Here is a 16,247-nt window from a genome sequence, read left to right as displayed (position 1 = left end):
CCAGTCTGCCGCCAACCCCTCGTTCCAGGAAGGCTCGATCATGACCGCCGCAACGCAAACCCTGACCTTCGATCGCAACATCCCGCGAGGCATCGTGCACCGGGAATCGATCGCCGAGGTCTTCCTCACCGACGCGCAGCCGATTCCCGACGGTGCGGTGTTCGCCGCTCAATTGCCCCGCAACCACTCGTATTTCAGTGACCATCGGGGTACCGCGACCACCTACGATCCGCTCCTGCTCATCGAGGTGTTCCGGCAGGTCGCGATCTATTACGCGCACACCTTCCTCGGGGTGGCTCGCGCGGAGAAGTTCATCTTCGGTTCGGCGGATTTCACCATCGCCGACTGCGACACTCTGCGGATCGGCAACTGCCCAGGGCACTGCGTCATCGAGGCACGGGTGATCGACGAGAAGCGCCGTGACGATCAGATCATCGGCCTGTCGCTCGAGATGGTCGCCGAGATCGAGGGCAGGGAAGCCGCCAGGGAGGTGATGGTCTACCAGTGGATGCCCGCCGCGGTGTGGAACCGGATCAGGGTGCGCGGGCGCGAAGCGCTGGGTTTGCCTGCCCAGCACGCCATTCCGGGGCAGATACCGGTCGCGCGGATGCGGCCGGGTTCGGTCGGCAGGCACAACCCGCGCAATGCGATCCTGGCGAATCCGGTGCTGTCGGGCAGGCACGAGCTGACGGCGTTGACCATCATCGACACCGACCATCCCTCCCTGTTCGATCATGCCCTCGACCACGTCCCCGGCATGTTGCAGTTCGAAGCGGCCCGGCAGGTCGCGATGGCGGCCGCGAACGCCGTCCTCGGCCTGGACACCAGCCGCATGGTGATGCAGCGGCTCGGGATCGAGTTCACCAAGTTCGGTGAATTCGAGCGCGAGACCATCGCCAGGGCCACCGTCGCTCCGCTTCCCGGGGCGGACGGCGGCGTGCGGGCGCAGGTGGACCTGACCCAGGGCGCGGATGTGATCGCCGTCGGCGAGGTGGAGCTGCGCTTCCGTCCGGCCGACGTCGGGACGATGGTCCAGTGACCGCCGCCAAGACGGCGGGGCCCTTCGTCTGGTTCGATTTCGGCGGGGTGCTCTCACCGCCGCTCGACGACCTGTTCGAGCGCTACGAGGAGGTCGCGGGCATTGCGCCCGACCTGTTGAAGTTCGCCATCGCCGAGGTCGGCGCCGAATACGGGCTCGCGCCGCTGGCGCCGATCGAACTGGCGCTGCTCGACGAACGCGAGTGGGTCGGCAAGCTGCACGCCGTGCTCAGGGCCAAGCAACCCGAGATCGACCTCTCGCGCAGCGAACCGGATTTCGGCAGGCAGTGGTTCGCCGGCCACCGGGCCAACAGCGCGGTTCGCGACTTCGCGATCGAGCTGGCCGAGGGCGGTACCCGGGTCGGGGTGCTCAGCAACAATGTCGTCGAGTGGGAGCCCTACTGGCACGCCATGATCGATCTGGACGGGGTCTTGAGCGCCCTGATCGATTCGTGCAAGGTCGGGGTCCGCAAACCCGATCCGGAGATCTTCGCCCTCGCCGCCGAGCAGGCGGGCGTCGCCTCCGGCCAGTGCCTGCTGATCGACGACCTCGCCGAGAACTGCGTCGCGGCAAGGCAATCCGGCTGGCAGGCGGTGCAGTTCCGGGATGCCGGGCAGGCGATCGCCGAGGTGCGCGAGGCGCTGGAACGATGGCCGGGCTGAGCGCCGTCTCACCAGGTGCCGGCAAGGTAGCCGTCCGGACGGACCAACGAACAGGTCCACGCCTGGTCCGGGGTCACCTTGCCGGTCACCGTGATCGCGCCGGCGGGGGCATGCGGTACCGGCATTTGCTCGTCGGGCCGGATCGCCACGAACCGGCCCGCCCGCAGCAGCTCGGTGAGGGTCCGCACACCGCCGTCTGCCTCGGTGACCACCAGATCGTGCTGGAATCCGGACTGGAACTGGCCGCTGATGAGCTGGGCGACGGCGTCGTGGATCGCCGGGATCGCGAGCATTGCCAGAATCGCCGCACGCAGCTCGGGCTCGCGGGGGTTCATCATCCGCGATTGCAGCACGGTGTTGGCGACCACCGCCGCCGCGACGGCGACCCGTTCACGCGAGTACTCGTCGAGGACGGCGGGCCGCTCGTGTCCGGTGATCACTCGGGCCAGCCGCCAGCCCAGCGCGAACGCGTCCTGCATGCCGGTGTTGAGGCCCTGGCCGCCGAGGGGATAGTGGCTGTGCGCAGCGTCGCCTGCCAGCAGCAGCCGTCCGTCCCGCAAGCGGGTGCGGTAGCGGCCGTGGTCGCTGAACCGGGTGAGGTGGCTGATCCCGCTCAGCGCGGGCGGTGCCCCGAGTACATATTCCAGGCGTTGCCGGTACTCTCGCGCGTCGGGCTCGGGCCGGTGGTCGAGGGCGCCGCTGAAATCCATGGCGATGATGCGCGCGGGGCCGTGGGGATTCGGATTGTGCAGGGTCCATCCGGACGGCGTCGGATGCCAGCCCGGCGGAATCCCGCCGTCCGGGGTCGTGACCGCCAGTCCGGCAATGGCGTTCATGGTCGCCGGGTACACCTGCGCCGGGAAATCGCCGATGCGGGCGACGAGGCTGCGGGCGCCGTCGGCGCCGACGGCGTAGCGGGCGCTGATACGCAGCGAGCGATGTCCGGCCTCGGCGGCCACATCGGCCACCACCGCGTCGTCGCCGGTCTCGAGTCCGGTGACGGTGTGACCGCGCAGGATTCGTGCGCCGAGATGGCCCGCGCGCTCCTCGAAGGCCGCCTCCAGTCGTGCCTGCGGAATGCCCGCGATCGGGCCGGGCTCGACGCTGGGCGCGCTGATCATCAGCACCGGTTGCGCCGCGAACTGGAACGGGGACCGGCGCACGCCGTGCGGATCACGTTGTATCGCTTCGGAAGTCGCGGAAGGCAGATATCCGCGGCGCGCCAGCAGCGACAGCGACCGGGCGTGCACCGTGCCCGCCCGCGGGCGCTGGTCGAGTTCGGTGCGGGTCTCGACCACGACGACCCGGATGCGTTGCAGCGCCAGTTCCGCGGCGGCCAGCATGCCGACCGGCCCGCCACCGACCACCAGGACATCGGTGTCGATGTCGGTGTCGACCGGATTCGGTCGGGGCCGGTGCGCCGTGCTCATCACATGCTCCTGGGGCGAGGTCTGGTCCGCGGCAGCGGTTGTACGAAGCTCGAAATAGATACTAGGATCATAGTACCTACTAATTATGTAGTACCTGTCGTACGTCTCGAAGTCCTCCCAGCCACCGTCCGAGTCCATTCCGACCGCCCCAGGGGGTATTCATGTCGACCGTCACCACCGAAACCGAAACCCGCGGCGCGCCACCCAGCGGTGCCACACTGCCTGTAGTGCTCACCGCCCAGTTCGTCACGCCGATGGCCATCGCGGGCACCGCCATCGCCCTTCCGCTCATCTCGCAGGACCTCGGATCCAATCCCGCCGCGCTGCAATGGGTCGTCAACGGATTCAATGTCGCCTTCGCCCTCACCACGCTGCTGTGGGGCGCGATCAGCGACCGCATCGGACATCGGCGCACCTTCGGGATCGGTACCGCGCTCGTCGTCGCGGGCAGTATCGGCAGCGTCGCCGCACCGAACCTGTTCGTCCTCGACCTGGCCCGCGTCGTCGCGGGCATCGGCGCCGCGGCCATCCTGACCGGCGCCACCGCGCTGCTGTCGGCGGCCTACGAGGGGGCCCGCCGGACCAGGGCGTTCGCCGTCTTCGGCACCGTGAACGGGCTCGGTCTCGCGCTCGGCCCCACCATCTCCGGCATCCTCATCTCCCTGCTGGACTGGCGGGGCGTCTTCCTGGTGCACGCGGTGATCCTCGCGGCCGCCGGGGTCGGCACGCGGGTGCTGCCCGCCGCGAAACCCGCTGTCGTCGAACACGGCCCGATTCTCGATCTCGGCCTGCTGCGCAATCGGGAATTCCTGGCCATGTGCCTGGTTCCGGTCGCCGGATCGATCGGCTTCGTCACCCTGCTGACCTACCTGCCTTCGGCGTTGAGCGGCATCACCGACCTCTCGGCGGGCGCGTCCGGATTGCTGATGCTCGCGATGACCATTCCGGTCTTCATCGCGCCGGTGGCCATCGGCCACCTCGTCACCCGCTTCCCGGCGCTGACCGTCGGCAGGGTGGTCTACCTCGCGCTGGGCGCCGCGATCCTCGGCAACGCCGGTGTGCTCGTGCTCTCCCAAGACCGTTCGGTGGCCTGGATCATCGTGCCGATGGTGTTGCTCGGCCTGGGTTTCGGCCTGCCCATCGGCCTCGTCGACGGTCACGCGCTCTCCGTGGTGCCCGCCGAACGCGGCGGCACCGCAGCGGGTCTGCTGAACTTCTTCCGCATCGGCAGCGAAGCGCTGTTCGTCGCCGGTTACGCCATCGTGCTCGCTACGGTCGTCGGCACCCGGCTCAGCGGGAAGGCCGCCGACGACACCGCCGCGGGCCAGTTCGGTCATCCCGACGTCTACCGCTCCGCCTTCACGATCACCGTCGGCGTCCTCATCGCCCTACTCGTGGTGCTCACCATCCTCATCGTCGCGGTGCGCGGCAACACACGAGCCACCGTGAACCGGGACATCGGTTCCAGTCCAGAAGGAGTCACCTCATGACCCACGCACTCGACGCCGTCCGGGTCGATCTCGACGGCATCGCCAATATCGCGCCGCCACTCATGATCGAACCATTACCGCAACAATCCACCGGCGGCTTACCGCAGGTGAAACTGCCCAGCGGCCACACCGCCGTGCACGTGACCACCTACCGCGACGTGCACGCGGTCCTGACCGACCTCAGCTTCGCGCGCGCCGAGACCAACGTCGAGGACGGGCCGAGCTTCCTGCCGACCATCATGCCGACGGAAATGCTGCTCAATCTCGACCACCCCGGTCACGGGCGGCTCAAAGGCTTCGTGGCCTCCGCCTACAGTGCCGCCACCATGGCCCGGCGAGCGCCCGCGGTGCACCGGGTACTCGACGACGCGCTCGCCGAACTGCGCGAACAGCACGAGCGCGGATCGGCCGATCTCGTTCGGGCGCTGCTGGATCCGGTGACCATCGGCGTCAACGTCGACTATCTCGGCATACCGACTGCCGACATCGGCTATTTCCGGCATCTGTCGCGGGCGATGCAGCTCGGCGACGGCAGCGATGTGGACAAGCTGCTGGGCGAGTTCTGGACGCTGTACCACTACATCGAGGATCTCGTCGCCCGGCGGCGTGAGCTGCGGCCCGGCCTGATCCTCGACCTGCTCGCGGCGCGCGATTCCGTGTCGCCGCCGGTCACCGACGCGGAGTACGCGGCCATCCTGCTCGGCTCACTGGTCGGCGGCGACCAGAATATCCTGTCGGTGATCACCAAGATCGCCTACGTGGCACTCGCCAGGCCGGAGCTGTGGCAGTACCTGGTGGACAATCCGGACGCCATCCCCGCCGCGGTGGAAGAGTTCCTGCGGTTGCTTCCGCTGGGACGGATCTCGACCTTCCCGCGCGTCACCACCCGTGAACTCACGCTGTCACAGGGGACGCTGTATCCCGGCGACATCGTCTACGCCGACGCGCATTCGGCCAACCGTGATCCCGAGGTGTACCCGGACCCGGCGGTGATCGACCCGGCCCGTAACGGTAGGCGGCACCTACAATTCGGCTACGGCATGCATCACTGCATGGGTGCGGCCATGGCGCGGCTGGAGATCACCGAGGTGCTGCGCAGGCTCGTCACCGAGCTGCCGACGCTCCGGCTCGCCGTACCTGAGGACGGAATCCCTTGGGAGACCGGCATTCTCGTCCACCGGCCGACATCGCTGCCGGTCACGTGGTAGCCGGCGCGGCCGGATGACGACCCCTGTCGGCGTCGAGAATCGCCGCCAGCAGGCCGGGAAAAACCTTTTCCATGTCCTCGCGTCGCAGGCTCGTCATCCGGCCGTTGCCGACATCACGCTGCCGGATCAACCCCGCCTTGCGCAGCACCCGGAAGTGATGCGTGCGCGTCGATGGCGCCCACGGCATCCCGAACACACTGCAGAACTGCTCGGTTCCCTCCGGCTCGGCATATAGTTGCGCGATCACACTGCGCCGATTGTCATCGGCGAGCGCGGCCAGCACCGTGGAGAGATCGAACTCCTCGATATCGGGATGCCCATCCGCATCGGTCACGACCCACTCCTTTCCACCGCACCAGCCCGCGAGCGGCGCCGAAGGTATGAGATCTATAGTACCTATGGTTCGGGGTTTCAGACCTGGCGGGTTGGGCCCGTCCTCGGTTCGGATACTCGGACGTTCCAGGAGTCGTTCGTAGGTCGGCGCCGAGCTGACCAGCAGGCCTGCATCGCGGGCCTACTCACCGGCTTCTCCGGAAAAGCGAGAAACCCGCGCCGTAGCGCGGGTTTCCGGTTTGTCAGCTCTCAGATGGCGCGGACGCTCTGAGCCTGCGGGCCCTTCTGGCCCTGCCCGATCTCGAACTCGACACGCTGTCCCTCATCGAGGGACTTGAATCCGGAGCCGGAAATCTCGGAGTAGTGAACGAAAACGTCGGGACCGCCACCGTCTTGCGCGATGAACCCGAAGCCCTTTTCGCCGTTAAACCACTTCACACTGCCTTGCGTCATGTACTTTGTATTACTTCCTGTAGTAAGCCGAGCGATCACTTCGACAGCCCGTGCTCGTCATCAAGCATGCCACATCCCCGGCTCCCCATCACCACGACCATGGCCTCACACGCCAACGCCGCGGCCGGAGACCGCTCCAAGTCGGCACATACCGGCACCTTGACCGACCGCGGAGCGTGCCGTGCCCAGCGATCACTGGACACGGCACCCGCGCTCAGCTCAGTGTGAACGTCGCCGTGCCCGAGATCTGCTCCATCTCCCTGTTGTTCGAGTCCAGCGCGACGATGCGAGCCTCTACCCGGCCGACGCCCGGCGCCGTGCCGAAACCGACGATCACGCCGTCCACCGTGTCTTGGACGACACCGTTCACGACGCGGTGCTGCTGCCCGTCCGCGTACCCGGTATCGAGGTTCTTGAATCGCACAGCAACTTTCCAGTCCGAGCAGCCCTCCCCGGTCTGGGTGACGTTCACCCGCACGCCGAACGTGCCAGGCTGCTCCTGCCGCACGGTGACCGCGTCGACGATCGCGGAGCAGCTGGTCGGCACCAGGCGCGTCAGGGTCGGCGTGAACGGAAAGCCCGGGTCATGCGGTATGGCGGTAGACGGCGCTGCGAACCCGACCATCCCGGCGGCGGTCACCGCTGCGACGACACCCGCGTGAGCCAAAAAGCGTTGCGGCTGCTTGTGATTGAGAGGCATGCCCGGTTTGTCGGGTCACCGGCGGCCGGTGTTACAACAGTCGTCGCGTTAGCAGAATCACTGTAACGTCTGGCGTGGATGCTGATCGGGATCCGATCGTTCCAGGACCGAAAGCCATTCCAGCTCCTGATATCTCAGGTCCATCGCCGACCCGACGGGGGAATGCGGTAGCGAGCGGTGGACGTCCTCGGACCAGTCCGGTCGAGATCCCGTGGCGGGAGCCAGTTCGACCTTCCAGTCGTCAGGACGAGGGCTGGTCCGTTTTCCGGTCGCGTGGGGGCGGGAGCCGGAAGAGGCCCTCGAGCCTGCGCAAAGCCTCGGTGTCTCCGGACACCGAGGCGGCACCGATCTCGATCGCGTCGGCGAAGGTCTGACCCTGGCTGGTGACATCGAGGAACGCTGCCTCGTTGATGGTGATGGTCGCGTCGGGGTGCTGGGCAGGCCCGTGTAGCGCCTCGATCGTCCCGTCGTCGATCCGGGCGTGGAAGACCTCGTCATCGATCCGGAACTCGTACACAGCGCGCAGCCCTGCCGCGGCCTCGGCGTCGAAGCAGGCCCGGAGACCGAGCACCGCCCACCCGGGATGGAACGCCTCGGTCTCGCGCCGTTCGCCCATGGCCCACTTCAGGCCCCAGCGGGCCAGTCCCAGGATCGGTGGTCCGAGTTCCTCGCCGGCCTCGGTGAGGGCGTACGCCGGGGTACGGGCGGGCGGTGGGAGCGTGATCTTGTGCGCGAGTCCCTCGCGTTCGAGGTGTTTGAGGCGGGCGGCGAGTAGGCCGGTGCCGAGGCCGCGCAGACTGGCCTGGAGATCGCCGAATCGTTTGGGGCCCGTCAGCAGCTCGCGGATCAGCAGCAGGGTCCAGCGCTCGCCGACGAGGTCGAGGGTGCGCGCGGTCGCGCAGTACTGGTTGTAGGTTCGCTGGTCCACTTCCTCACTCTAGACTTCGTGCTTCCGGATTATGAACGAGCTCGAGAAGCATTCGCGCGAGCGGTTCAGGATGGGTGAGCATCACATTGTGCGGGCCGTCCAACGCGAACGTCGGGTAGCCGAGGGCCGCGCCGAATTGTTCGAACGGGTAGGTCTGTGGCCTGCAGTAGATGGCGGTGCCGGGAATCCGATCGACCGCACCGCTGAGATCGGTGCCCTCGGTGAACGTACGCAACGACTGGGGGAGCAGGCGAGCAGCCAGCCGGTCCGCGTGGTCGGTGTCGACGATGCCGAACGCCGCCGGGGGTGGAGCCGGGATCTGCCATCCGTCTCCCCGCGCCTCGGCCGCCGCACGGATGGTCTGCACGAACGGGCCGGGGGCAAGGCTGAACATGCTGGCGCCGTCTGTACCCGCCCAGCCGTCCACGAGGACGATGTGACCGACGGCATCGGGCCGCAGGTCGGCCGCCTCCCGGACGACCAGGCCCGAGTAACTGTGTCCGACCAGCACAAGCTCGTCATCCGGTGCTGCGTCCAGGGTGGCGGCGACGATGGCGGCGTGATCGTGTAGACCGTAATCCCCGACCGAGCTGAGATCCGGGGTGAGAGTGTGCGCCCCGGCGGCGCGCAGCATCGGGGCGACACGCTCCCAGGCCCACGGGCCGTGCCAGGCGCCGTGGACGAGAACGAAGGTGGTCACAGTGAATGCTCCTTACGAAGGAGGGGCAGCACCTGGTCGGCGAATTCCTCCAGGCCCTCGTCGTGGTCGTCGGTGGCCAGGCGGATGACCAGATGGCGTGCGCCGGCCGCGACGTAGCCGGACAACCAGTCCGCGGCTTGACGTGCGGTCCCGGCGAATACCGCCTGGATCGATGCGATGAACTCGAGGGGCGCGTTGTAGTACCGCTCGATACTGGTCCGCAGGCGTTCGCGCGCCTTGTCCTGGTCCTCGTCCAGGCAAAGCGTCGCGTACAAGGCGGGGGTGACCGAGCGCGCTGCCGTCCGCTCGATAAGTGCCCGCTCGGTCGCGTAGGTCCTTGCCTCGGTGGGGTAGGGCAGCCAGCCGTCGGCGTGGCGGGCTACGCGCCGCAGCACCGGTCCTCCGCTGCCTGCCAGCCATATCGGCGGTCCGTCCGGGCGCGTCGGTGGAGGTGCCAGCCGAACGTCTTCGAAGGTGAAGTGCTTGCCGCGGTAAGACACCGCTGTGCCCGACCAGAGTCGCCGCATGATGTCGATCGACTCCTGCATACGGCCGATGCGGCGGGCGAATTCGATACCGAGCGCGGCGAATTGGGCCTCGGTGTTCGGGCTGGGAAACCCGCCGCCCATGCCCGCGACCAACCGCCCGTTCGATAGCCGGTCGAGTGTGGCGAGTTGGTGTGCCAGCAGGATCGGATGGCGCAGCGCTGGAAGCAGTACCGCGGTGCCGAGCGTGACCCGCTCGGTGGCCTGGGCGACGGCGGCCAGCAACAGCAGCGGATCCGCGCGCGGCCTGGTCACTGGACTCTCGCCCGCCCACGCCGAGTCCAGTCCCAGCTCTTCAGCCCGGCGGGCTTGCGCGACAAGCCGTCCTGGTTCGTGTTCGCCTCGCACAGTCTGATCGCGTGTCGGCATCAGATAGCCGATCTCGAGCCGCGCCATGTCACCTCCTGATCGTCGTGAGGTTCATGAGCTTAGCTATTGACTTCCTGTTTTTGAAGTGCGAAGTTCATAAAACAGTAGCAGTGAAAGGAGAGTGTTGATGACAAAGGTGCTTTACCGGGCGCAGGCACGTGTGGCCGGAGGCCGGAATGGTCACGGGCGCACGTCCGACGGACAGCTGGATCTCGATCTGCGCCAACCGAAGGAATTGGGTGGTGACGGTGCGGGTACGAATCCGGAGCAGCTCTTCGCGATCGGGTACGCCGCATGCTTCGGAACCACGCTCGCACTCGTCGGGCAGCGCAGCGAACTCCGCGCCGACGACGCGGAAATCGACTCTTCGGTCGCCTTGATCCCGACCGACGGCGGCCGATTCGAACTCGGCGTCGAGCTGCGGATCTCGCTGCCGTCGGTCACCGGCGAGCAGGCGGTCGGACTGGTAGAGACGGCCCACCAGGTCTGCCCCTACTCCAACGCCACGCGCGGCAATATCGACGTGACACTGGTGGTCAATGGCACCCGGCTGTGACATCGGCCCCGCTCGATTTTCGACGAGGGGAGCGGCGCTCGACCGCTGATGCCTCGTCCTGAGCGGGGATGGGTTCGGCTCGACCCGGAAGTCGAGCCCCGGCCGGCGTCCAGCCGCTGACCGACGACGACAGCGACGCCCTCAGAGTTGTGCCGCAGCCGATCAGACCTTCGGAGTATGCGGTGGTTACTTCTTCCTCAGTCCGTCCAGGGCCTGCTGGGCTTGGTTTCTGGCGATCGCGCCGAGTTCGTCCAGGTTTACCGAGGGCTCGCCGTGCTGGCGCAGGATGGGGATTCGTACTCGCACCGAGACGTTGCTGTCCTGCACGCCGACGACGTAGTCCATTCCATTGGTGTAGCTGGAATCCGATACAGCGGTGTGCCAGTAGCCCTGGGCGCCGATTCCGGTGATCTCGCCGGAACCTGCCCCGGACCCGGTAGTGGTGTCCTGGCGTTTCCAGTCGTTATAAGCGGGTGCGGCTCCGGCCGTTGTGAACTCGACGCGGAGGTCGATGGCCGCTTGATTCCAGTGGACACCGTCGCTCGCGAGGCTCTTGTAGCTGAATTGACATGACAGGCGGCCGGTGTCATAGGCGCTCGGCTGGGTTTCGTGGTGGTAGGGCGGCTGGTCCGGTGTGGACGACCACTTGTGCACAGGGGCAGGGTCGACCAAATCGCACGCATCGGCGATCCCGTTCATCGAATAGATTCCCGGTTCCGGTTCCGCACGCGGAGTAGTCGTGGCGGTAGATGATGTCACCGGCGCTCCGGCGGGCCCCTGGACAGCGGAGGACCGACTGCCACTGTCGCCGTCGGCGATGGTAATGCCGATCACCACACCGGCGCCCAGCGCAGCCACCGACGCCACGACACCGGCGGCGATCAGGCCTGGCTTACGATGACCGGCAGGCGAGGACGGGCCCTGCGGAACCGGTGGCTGATATCCCTGGCCAGGTGGGCCGGATTCGGTGTCGGGGCGTGTCCAGTCGCCGCTCGACAAGTGTGGTTGCCGCGCACTGATATCGGAGTCGTCCGGAATGGGGTGGCCGGGTGTGTGCCGCGGGTCTGTCATCTCTCGCAGCCCTTCGATTCCTCGACGCGCTCCCCGTCGAGACTCCTCAACTCAGCGCCGATCGTACTTTGCCGGTGGCCGTGTAGTCACCCGACCGTCCTCGTCGGCCCGTTCGATTCGATGGTTGCTAGTTCTGTCGCAGTCCGGCCAGCACCTTGCGGGCTTGGGATCTGGCGACCGAATCGAGTTCGTCTCTGTCCACCACCGGGGAGTTCTTCTCGCGCGAGAGGTCGATCTCCACCCGCACCGCGACACCGCCGTCCCACACGCACATCACGTATTCGGCGTCCACGATGCCACCGAAGTTGTCGGCTTCGAACTGCCAGTAACCTTGGGTGCCGATGCCGGTGAACTCCCCGGATGTCACCACCGATCCGTCATCGGCGAGGTCGGCGGTGCTGCGTTTCCAGTGGTCGTACGTTCGCGAAGCCGAACCGTCCATGACGTCGGCCCGGACCCTGACCGCCGCGGTGTTCATCGGAAAGGTGTCGTCGGTCGAATTGCCATAGTTGATGTTGCAATTCAGGATGCCGAAGTTGCCGGACGACGCAGTTTCCTCATGTTCGGGAGCGCCGAGCGGCGCGGAGGCCCACCTGGTCAATGGCGTGCGATCGACAAGGTCGCACGCATTGGTGATGGCCTTCATCGAATAGGTCGCCGGTCCCGGCGGCGCAGTGGCCGAGGCACCGGCGGGAACGGTATCGCTGTCTCGATCACGCACGGCGACACCGATCACCACCCCGATCGCCAGCACCATCGCTCCTAGCCCGGCAACACCGGCAACAACCAACGCCGGCTTGCGGCGACCCGCGCGCTGCGTCGGATCCGCCTGTGGCAAAGGTTGTTGCGGCGGCCAGTGCCCCCGCCCGGCGTGCTGGTGCCCGACGACCGGCTGACCGGAGGGCGAAGCCGCCATGTGAGAGTGGACGCCCGAATCCGGAACCGGCAGGCCATCTGTCGCCGAATCCGGTGGCCGTGGAACGGAATCGGCGTTGCCCGCCCCCACCTGATCACCCGAATCGTACGGAGCACCAGTCATTCCCGTAGCCCCTCCGGTCCTGGACGGACCCCCGCCACGTCGTCGAGTCGGCCCTGATCGTAGCTGTTCGATCGAAACCGGTCGAATACGCCTACTGCCGCGTCCAGAATGGTGATGCCGTAACTGCCCGGCGCTGTTCCCGCGGGCCCCCAGTCGAAGTCGATTCAACGCTATGCGTTTCACCGTGCCCACTCGTGTTGATGATGGCGGCACGCCTGCTGACTAAATGTTCGCTCTTTCCGAAAGGGCCCCATCTGGCCGAGCGTGACAGCTGGTCCCGGGTGATCGAGGCGGCCATCGAGGCCCTTCCGGGGGTGGTCGACGCGTCACTTGCGTTCCAGTACAGCCCGAACGGCCCCAACTCGTACTACACACCGGTTTGGGTTGCGGTGGGTGCGGTAGGTGCTCGGCTTGGCTGCCGATGAGGTTGGTCGGTGTGCTCGAGGTCGGGTTGGGGGTTCGTACCGGATAAGGTGGTCGCGGATGAAGTGGTGCACGTCACACGGGTCCGTGTCATGTCTCGGCGATCCGTGGTGTCTCGAGGGCATGACCCAAGAAGGAACCCTCCACAGCGTCGTCGTCATCGGTGGCGGCTACGCCGGAACACTCGCGGCCAACCGTCTGCGGATGCGCACCGATACCACCGTCACGCTGGTCAATCCCCGCCCGGAGTTCGTCGATCGAGTCCGGCTGCATCAGTTCGTCGCCGGGACCGGCGACGCGACGATCGACTACGCCACGCTGCTCGGCGAGGGCATCCGGTTGGTCGTCGACAGCGCCACGCGCATTGACATCGCCGCCCGTACTGTGCGGCTGGCGTCGGGTCGTACGCTGGACTACGACCATGTCATCTACGCTGCCGGCAGCACCGCGGCGATACCAGCCGTGCCCGGTGCGGCCGAGTTCGCTTTCCCCATCGCCGAATTCGAGTCCGCGCAGCGGCTGCGCGCCAAACTCGACGAACTGCCCCTCGATGCTCCGATCACGGTGGTCGGTGGCGGGCCGACCGGCATCGAGACGGCCGCCGAACTGGCCGAACAGAAACGCACGGTCACGCTGGTTTGCGGCGGAACCCTGAATCGGTCATTGAGCCCGCGCGGTCGCCGGTACGTCACCAAGTGGCTGTCCCGGCACGGTGTCGCCGTGCTCGAAACCGGCCGGGTGAGCGAGGTCGGGCCGGATGCGGTCGTCTTGACCGGCGGTGCGGTGCGTGCGAGCGCACTCACCATCTGGACCGCGGGTTTCGGCGTCCCAGGATTGGCCGCCGCGAGCGGGCTCCGAACCGACACACTCGGCAGGCTGCTCACCGATGAGACGCTGACCAGCATCGACGACGACCGCATCGTCGCAACCGGCGACGCCGCCGCACCCTCGGGCCAACCGCTGCGGATGAGCGGCCAGGGTGCCGGGCCGCTCGGGGCGCAGGCCGCCGACACCGTGCTGAGCCACATCGCGGCCACCAAACCCGCAGTGATCGACCTGGCCCTCACCGGGACGTGCATCAGCCTCGGCCGTAGTGTCGGCGTCCGGCAGCTCGCCCGCAAGGATGACTCCGCAGTGAACCTCTACATCGGCGGCCGCGCTGGCGCCAGGATCAAGGAGCTGACCTGCAAGATCGGGGTCGGGAAGATCCGCCGCGAGGCCCGCGAGCCGGGTTCGTTGCGCTGGCCCAAGGGCGGCCCGCGACCCGCACAGCCCAACTCCGCCGCACCGGAAGTCACCTCCGCATGACGACCGACGAGCATGCCGAACGATTTACCCTGCTGCGGCCGCTGCTGTTCACGATCGTCTACGAAATCCTCGGCTCGGCGACCGAGTCCGACGACGTGCTGCAGGACAGCTACTTGCGGTGGTCCCAGGTGGACCTGGCGACGATACGCGACACCAGGTCGTATTTGGCACGGCTGGTGACCCGCCAGGCGCTCAACGCGGTGCGCGCCGGCGCGCGCCGGCGTGAGAACTACATCGGGCCGTGGCTGCCCGAACCGCTGCTCCTCGACGAGAAGGACGCCTCGGCGGATCTGATACTCGCCGAATCGGTGTCGATGGCGATGCTCGTGCTGCTGGAAACACTGAGTCCCGACGAGCGTGCGGTCTTCGTGCTGCGGGAGGTATTCGGCTTCGACTACGACGAAATCGCCGCGACGTTAGGCAAATCCGTGATGACGGTGCGCCAGGTGGCCCACCGCGCCCGCTCCCACGTGCACGCGCGACGCAAACGTTTCGAGCCGGTCGACGCGGCCGAGCTCGCGCAGATCACCCAGCAGTTCATGACAGCGGCGACCACCGGCGACACGCAAGGCCTGCTCACGCTGCTCGCTCCCGACGCCACCTGGACCGCCGACAGTGGCGGCAAGGTCACCGCGGCGCGCCGACCGGTGGTTGGCGCAGAGAAAGTGGCCGCGGCCCTCGTCAACATCTTCCACAGGAGGCGACGGACGTCGGACATGCGGATCGAGATGGTCAACTACAACAACACGCCCGCGATGGTCGCCTACAGCGGCGGCCATCTGGAAGGGGTCTTCCTGATCGAGATCCTCGACGGCAAGATCGCCAACGTCTACGCCATCCGTAACCCCGACAAACTCGCCACCGTCGCGGTTCCGCGCCGGATCAGCCGGTAGTCGACCCGCCGCTGTGAAGTGACCCGCGTGGGCGGGTGAAGGTACCTCGGCGCCGCTCTCGATCTCGTCGGTGGAGTCGCTCTGGCAATTCTGCGAACGCCACAGCGTGATCTGGCGGCGTGGATCGAGAGCCCCACCCACCAGGTGCTGGTGGCACTGGCCACCGTTGAAGCGCTAGCCCTGCAAACGCCGAGTCCCGAGCGAATGAGGTGGCCCCTGAGCGAGAGTGCCTCTAAAATAGAGGCATGCATGAAAGTTTGGTTCTTCCCAGCTGGCGCAGTGGCGACATGAAGCGGGTCACGAGTCTGTTGTGCACGGACTCGACGTTCTCCAGTCCAGTCGCCGACTACCGCGGACGCGCGGACGTGGCGCACATGCTGGGGTTGATCGCGACAGTTCTGGAAGGAGTGGAACAGACCGGTAGGTGGGGTGGCGAGCGGGATCGCTTGTTCGCGTTCACCGCTCGGGTGGACGGCCACGAGCTGCAGGGCATTTTGCGCGAAGAGTTCGCCACCGCAGGTGGGCTCGAACACGTGACGCTGTTGTTGCGGCCCTATCGCGTGCTGCGCACGGCAATCGCGAAAATGGCGCAGCAGCTGAAGGTTTCGCCGTTGACCGGGCAATCGGCATAGTGGTGGAACCCACGGCTCCGCGCCCGGGGCGTCCGGTTCGAGGGTCGACGTCCGGGCGTCCGATCATGGCCCTGTTCGACCTGATCGGGCGGCGGTGGATGTTGCGGATCATGTGGGAACTCGACCGAGCCGATCATCCTCCGACCTTCCGGGAGCTGCGCACGGCATGCGGCGACATCTCGTCCAGTGTGCTTACCCGGCGGCTGCGCGAGCTCGTCGAAGCGCGCATCGTCGAACACATCACCGGTTACGCGCTGACACCGCTCGGCCGCGGGCTCGTCCGCCATCTCGAACCCGTCACAGAGTGGGCGGAAACCTGGGCGGAGCAACTCCATTGATACTGCCGTACCGCCTGGAAACTTCGACCACGGCGTACGCGGGGACCAAACGGATCGTGCTTGCGTGCTCCTTTGCGGTGTGAGCGTGAGTGAGTTCATAGAGCAAGCGCCACATTCGCAAGTAGGTTCT

18 protein-coding genes are annotated in these 16,247 nt (G+C 67.0%); 9 read left to right on the top strand and 9 right to left on the bottom strand.

What is annotated here, in order from left to right; all coding sequences use genetic code 11:
- Positions 1-40: 40 nt before the first annotated feature.
- Both ACZ6DL_RS20305 and ACZ6DL_RS20300 read left to right on the top strand, forming a co-directional pair.
- Entirely contained in the window at positions 41-1,039 is a 999-nt protein-coding gene (locus tag ACZ6DL_RS20305; RefSeq protein ID WP_466053113.1) for a ScbA/BarX family gamma-butyrolactone biosynthesis protein, read from the top strand.
- The gene (locus tag ACZ6DL_RS20300) at positions 1,036-1,701 is read left to right on the top strand and encodes an HAD family hydrolase (protein ID WP_466053111.1); all 666 of its coding nucleotides are present in this window, start codon (positions 1,036-1,038) and stop codon (positions 1,699-1,701) included. Before ACZ6DL_RS20305 ends, ACZ6DL_RS20300 begins: the two co-directional genes overlap by 4 nt.
- 8 nt (positions 1,702-1,709) lie before the next feature.
- On the opposite strand, the gene ACZ6DL_RS20295 is transcribed toward ACZ6DL_RS20300, so the two are convergent.
- Positions 1,710-3,269 carry an FAD-dependent monooxygenase gene (locus ACZ6DL_RS20295; RefSeq protein ID WP_466053109.1) on the bottom strand — a complete coding sequence of 520 codons (1,560 nt, stop codon included), beginning with the start codon at positions 3,267-3,269 and terminating at the stop codon, positions 1,710-1,712.
- Between the two features lie 23 nt (positions 3,270-3,292).
- Here ACZ6DL_RS20295 and ACZ6DL_RS20290 point away from each other — a divergent pair, with 23 nt between their 5' ends.
- Both ACZ6DL_RS20290 and ACZ6DL_RS20285 read left to right on the top strand, forming a co-directional pair.
- Complete coding sequence (locus ACZ6DL_RS20290) at positions 3,293-4,621, top strand: MFS transporter (RefSeq protein ID WP_466053107.1); 1,329 nt, start codon at positions 3,293-3,295, stop codon at positions 4,619-4,621.
- Complete coding sequence (locus tag ACZ6DL_RS20285) at positions 4,618-5,829, top strand: cytochrome P450 (protein ID WP_466053105.1); 1,212 nt, start codon at positions 4,618-4,620, stop codon at positions 5,827-5,829. The genes ACZ6DL_RS20290 and ACZ6DL_RS20285 overlap by 4 nt, the downstream gene beginning before the upstream one ends.
- Here ACZ6DL_RS20285 and ACZ6DL_RS20280 read toward each other — a convergent pair.
- The 6 genes from ACZ6DL_RS20280 to ACZ6DL_RS20255 form a co-directional block, all read right to left on the bottom strand.
- Positions 5,819-6,163 carry an ArsR/SmtB family transcription factor gene (locus ACZ6DL_RS20280; protein ID WP_393237814.1) on the bottom strand — a complete coding sequence of 115 codons (345 nt, stop codon included), beginning with the start codon at positions 6,161-6,163 and terminating at the stop codon, positions 5,819-5,821. The two genes, ACZ6DL_RS20285 and ACZ6DL_RS20280, sit on opposite strands and share 11 nt — an antisense overlap.
- A gap of 248 nt (positions 6,164-6,411) precedes the next feature.
- Positions 6,412-6,615 (bottom strand): cold-shock protein, encoded by a 204-nt coding sequence (locus ACZ6DL_RS20275; protein WP_040871014.1) that lies wholly within the window; start codon positions 6,613-6,615, stop codon positions 6,412-6,414.
- 214 nt (positions 6,616-6,829) lie between these two features.
- Positions 6,830-7,315 carry a hypothetical protein gene (locus tag ACZ6DL_RS20270; protein ID WP_466053102.1) on the bottom strand — a complete coding sequence of 162 codons (486 nt, stop codon included), beginning with the start codon at positions 7,313-7,315 and terminating at the stop codon, positions 6,830-6,832.
- 241 nt (positions 7,316-7,556) lie between these two features.
- On the bottom strand, positions 7,557-8,243 hold the full coding sequence (locus ACZ6DL_RS20265; protein ID WP_466053101.1) for a winged helix-turn-helix transcriptional regulator: 687 nt from the start codon (positions 8,241-8,243) through the stop codon (positions 7,557-7,559).
- A gap of 4 nt (positions 8,244-8,247) precedes the next feature.
- Positions 8,248-8,943, bottom strand: coding sequence for an alpha/beta fold hydrolase (locus tag ACZ6DL_RS20260; protein WP_466053100.1), 696 nt, complete (start codon positions 8,941-8,943; stop codon positions 8,248-8,250).
- On the bottom strand, positions 8,940-9,884 hold the full coding sequence (locus tag ACZ6DL_RS20255) for an LLM class flavin-dependent oxidoreductase (protein WP_466053099.1): 945 nt from the start codon (positions 9,882-9,884) through the stop codon (positions 8,940-8,942). The genes ACZ6DL_RS20260 and ACZ6DL_RS20255 overlap by 4 nt, the downstream gene beginning before the upstream one ends.
- 100 nt (positions 9,885-9,984) lie before the next feature.
- Here ACZ6DL_RS20255 and ACZ6DL_RS20250 point away from each other — a divergent pair, with 100 nt between their 5' ends.
- On the top strand, positions 9,985-10,413 hold the full coding sequence (locus ACZ6DL_RS20250) for an organic hydroperoxide resistance protein (RefSeq protein ID WP_466053098.1): 429 nt from the start codon (positions 9,985-9,987) through the stop codon (positions 10,411-10,413).
- Between the two features lie 186 nt (positions 10,414-10,599).
- Here ACZ6DL_RS20250 and ACZ6DL_RS20245 read toward each other — a convergent pair whose 3' ends face one another.
- Together ACZ6DL_RS20245 and ACZ6DL_RS20240 are read right to left on the bottom strand one after the other, a co-directional pair.
- Positions 10,600-11,112, bottom strand: a complete 513-nt coding sequence (locus tag ACZ6DL_RS20245; protein WP_466053096.1) for a hypothetical protein — start codon at positions 11,110-11,112, stop codon at positions 10,600-10,602.
- Between the two features lie 499 nt (positions 11,113-11,611).
- The gene (locus ACZ6DL_RS20240) at positions 11,612-12,238 is read right to left on the bottom strand and encodes a hypothetical protein (protein ID WP_466053095.1); all 627 of its coding nucleotides are present in this window, start codon (positions 12,236-12,238) and stop codon (positions 11,612-11,614) included.
- Between the two features lie 831 nt (positions 12,239-13,069).
- On the opposite strand from ACZ6DL_RS20240, the gene ACZ6DL_RS20235 reads away from it, so the two are divergent.
- From ACZ6DL_RS20235 to ACZ6DL_RS20220, 4 genes are all read left to right on the top strand, one after another.
- On the top strand, positions 13,070-14,254 hold the full coding sequence (locus ACZ6DL_RS20235; RefSeq protein ID WP_466053094.1) for an NAD(P)/FAD-dependent oxidoreductase: 1,185 nt from the start codon (positions 13,070-13,072) through the stop codon (positions 14,252-14,254).
- Positions 14,251-15,147: an RNA polymerase sigma-70 factor gene (locus ACZ6DL_RS20230; RefSeq protein ID WP_466053092.1), complete on the top strand. Its 897-nt coding sequence runs from the start codon at positions 14,251-14,253 to the stop codon at positions 15,145-15,147. The genes ACZ6DL_RS20235 and ACZ6DL_RS20230 overlap by 4 nt, the downstream gene beginning before the upstream one ends.
- Before the next feature lie 245 nt (positions 15,148-15,392).
- A complete protein-coding gene (locus ACZ6DL_RS20225) occupies positions 15,393-15,779 on the top strand; it encodes a hypothetical protein (protein WP_466053090.1) in 387 nt (128 codons plus the stop codon).
- A gap of 65 nt (positions 15,780-15,844) precedes the next feature.
- Positions 15,845-16,117: a winged helix-turn-helix transcriptional regulator gene (locus tag ACZ6DL_RS20220; protein WP_466053088.1), complete on the top strand. Its 273-nt coding sequence runs from the start codon at positions 15,845-15,847 to the stop codon at positions 16,115-16,117.
- The last annotated feature ends 130 nt before the right edge of the window (positions 16,118-16,247 follow it).

Source organism: Nocardia sp. NPDC041819, assembly GCF_055590505.1.
This window is presented reverse-complemented; position numbering and strand designations above follow the sequence as displayed.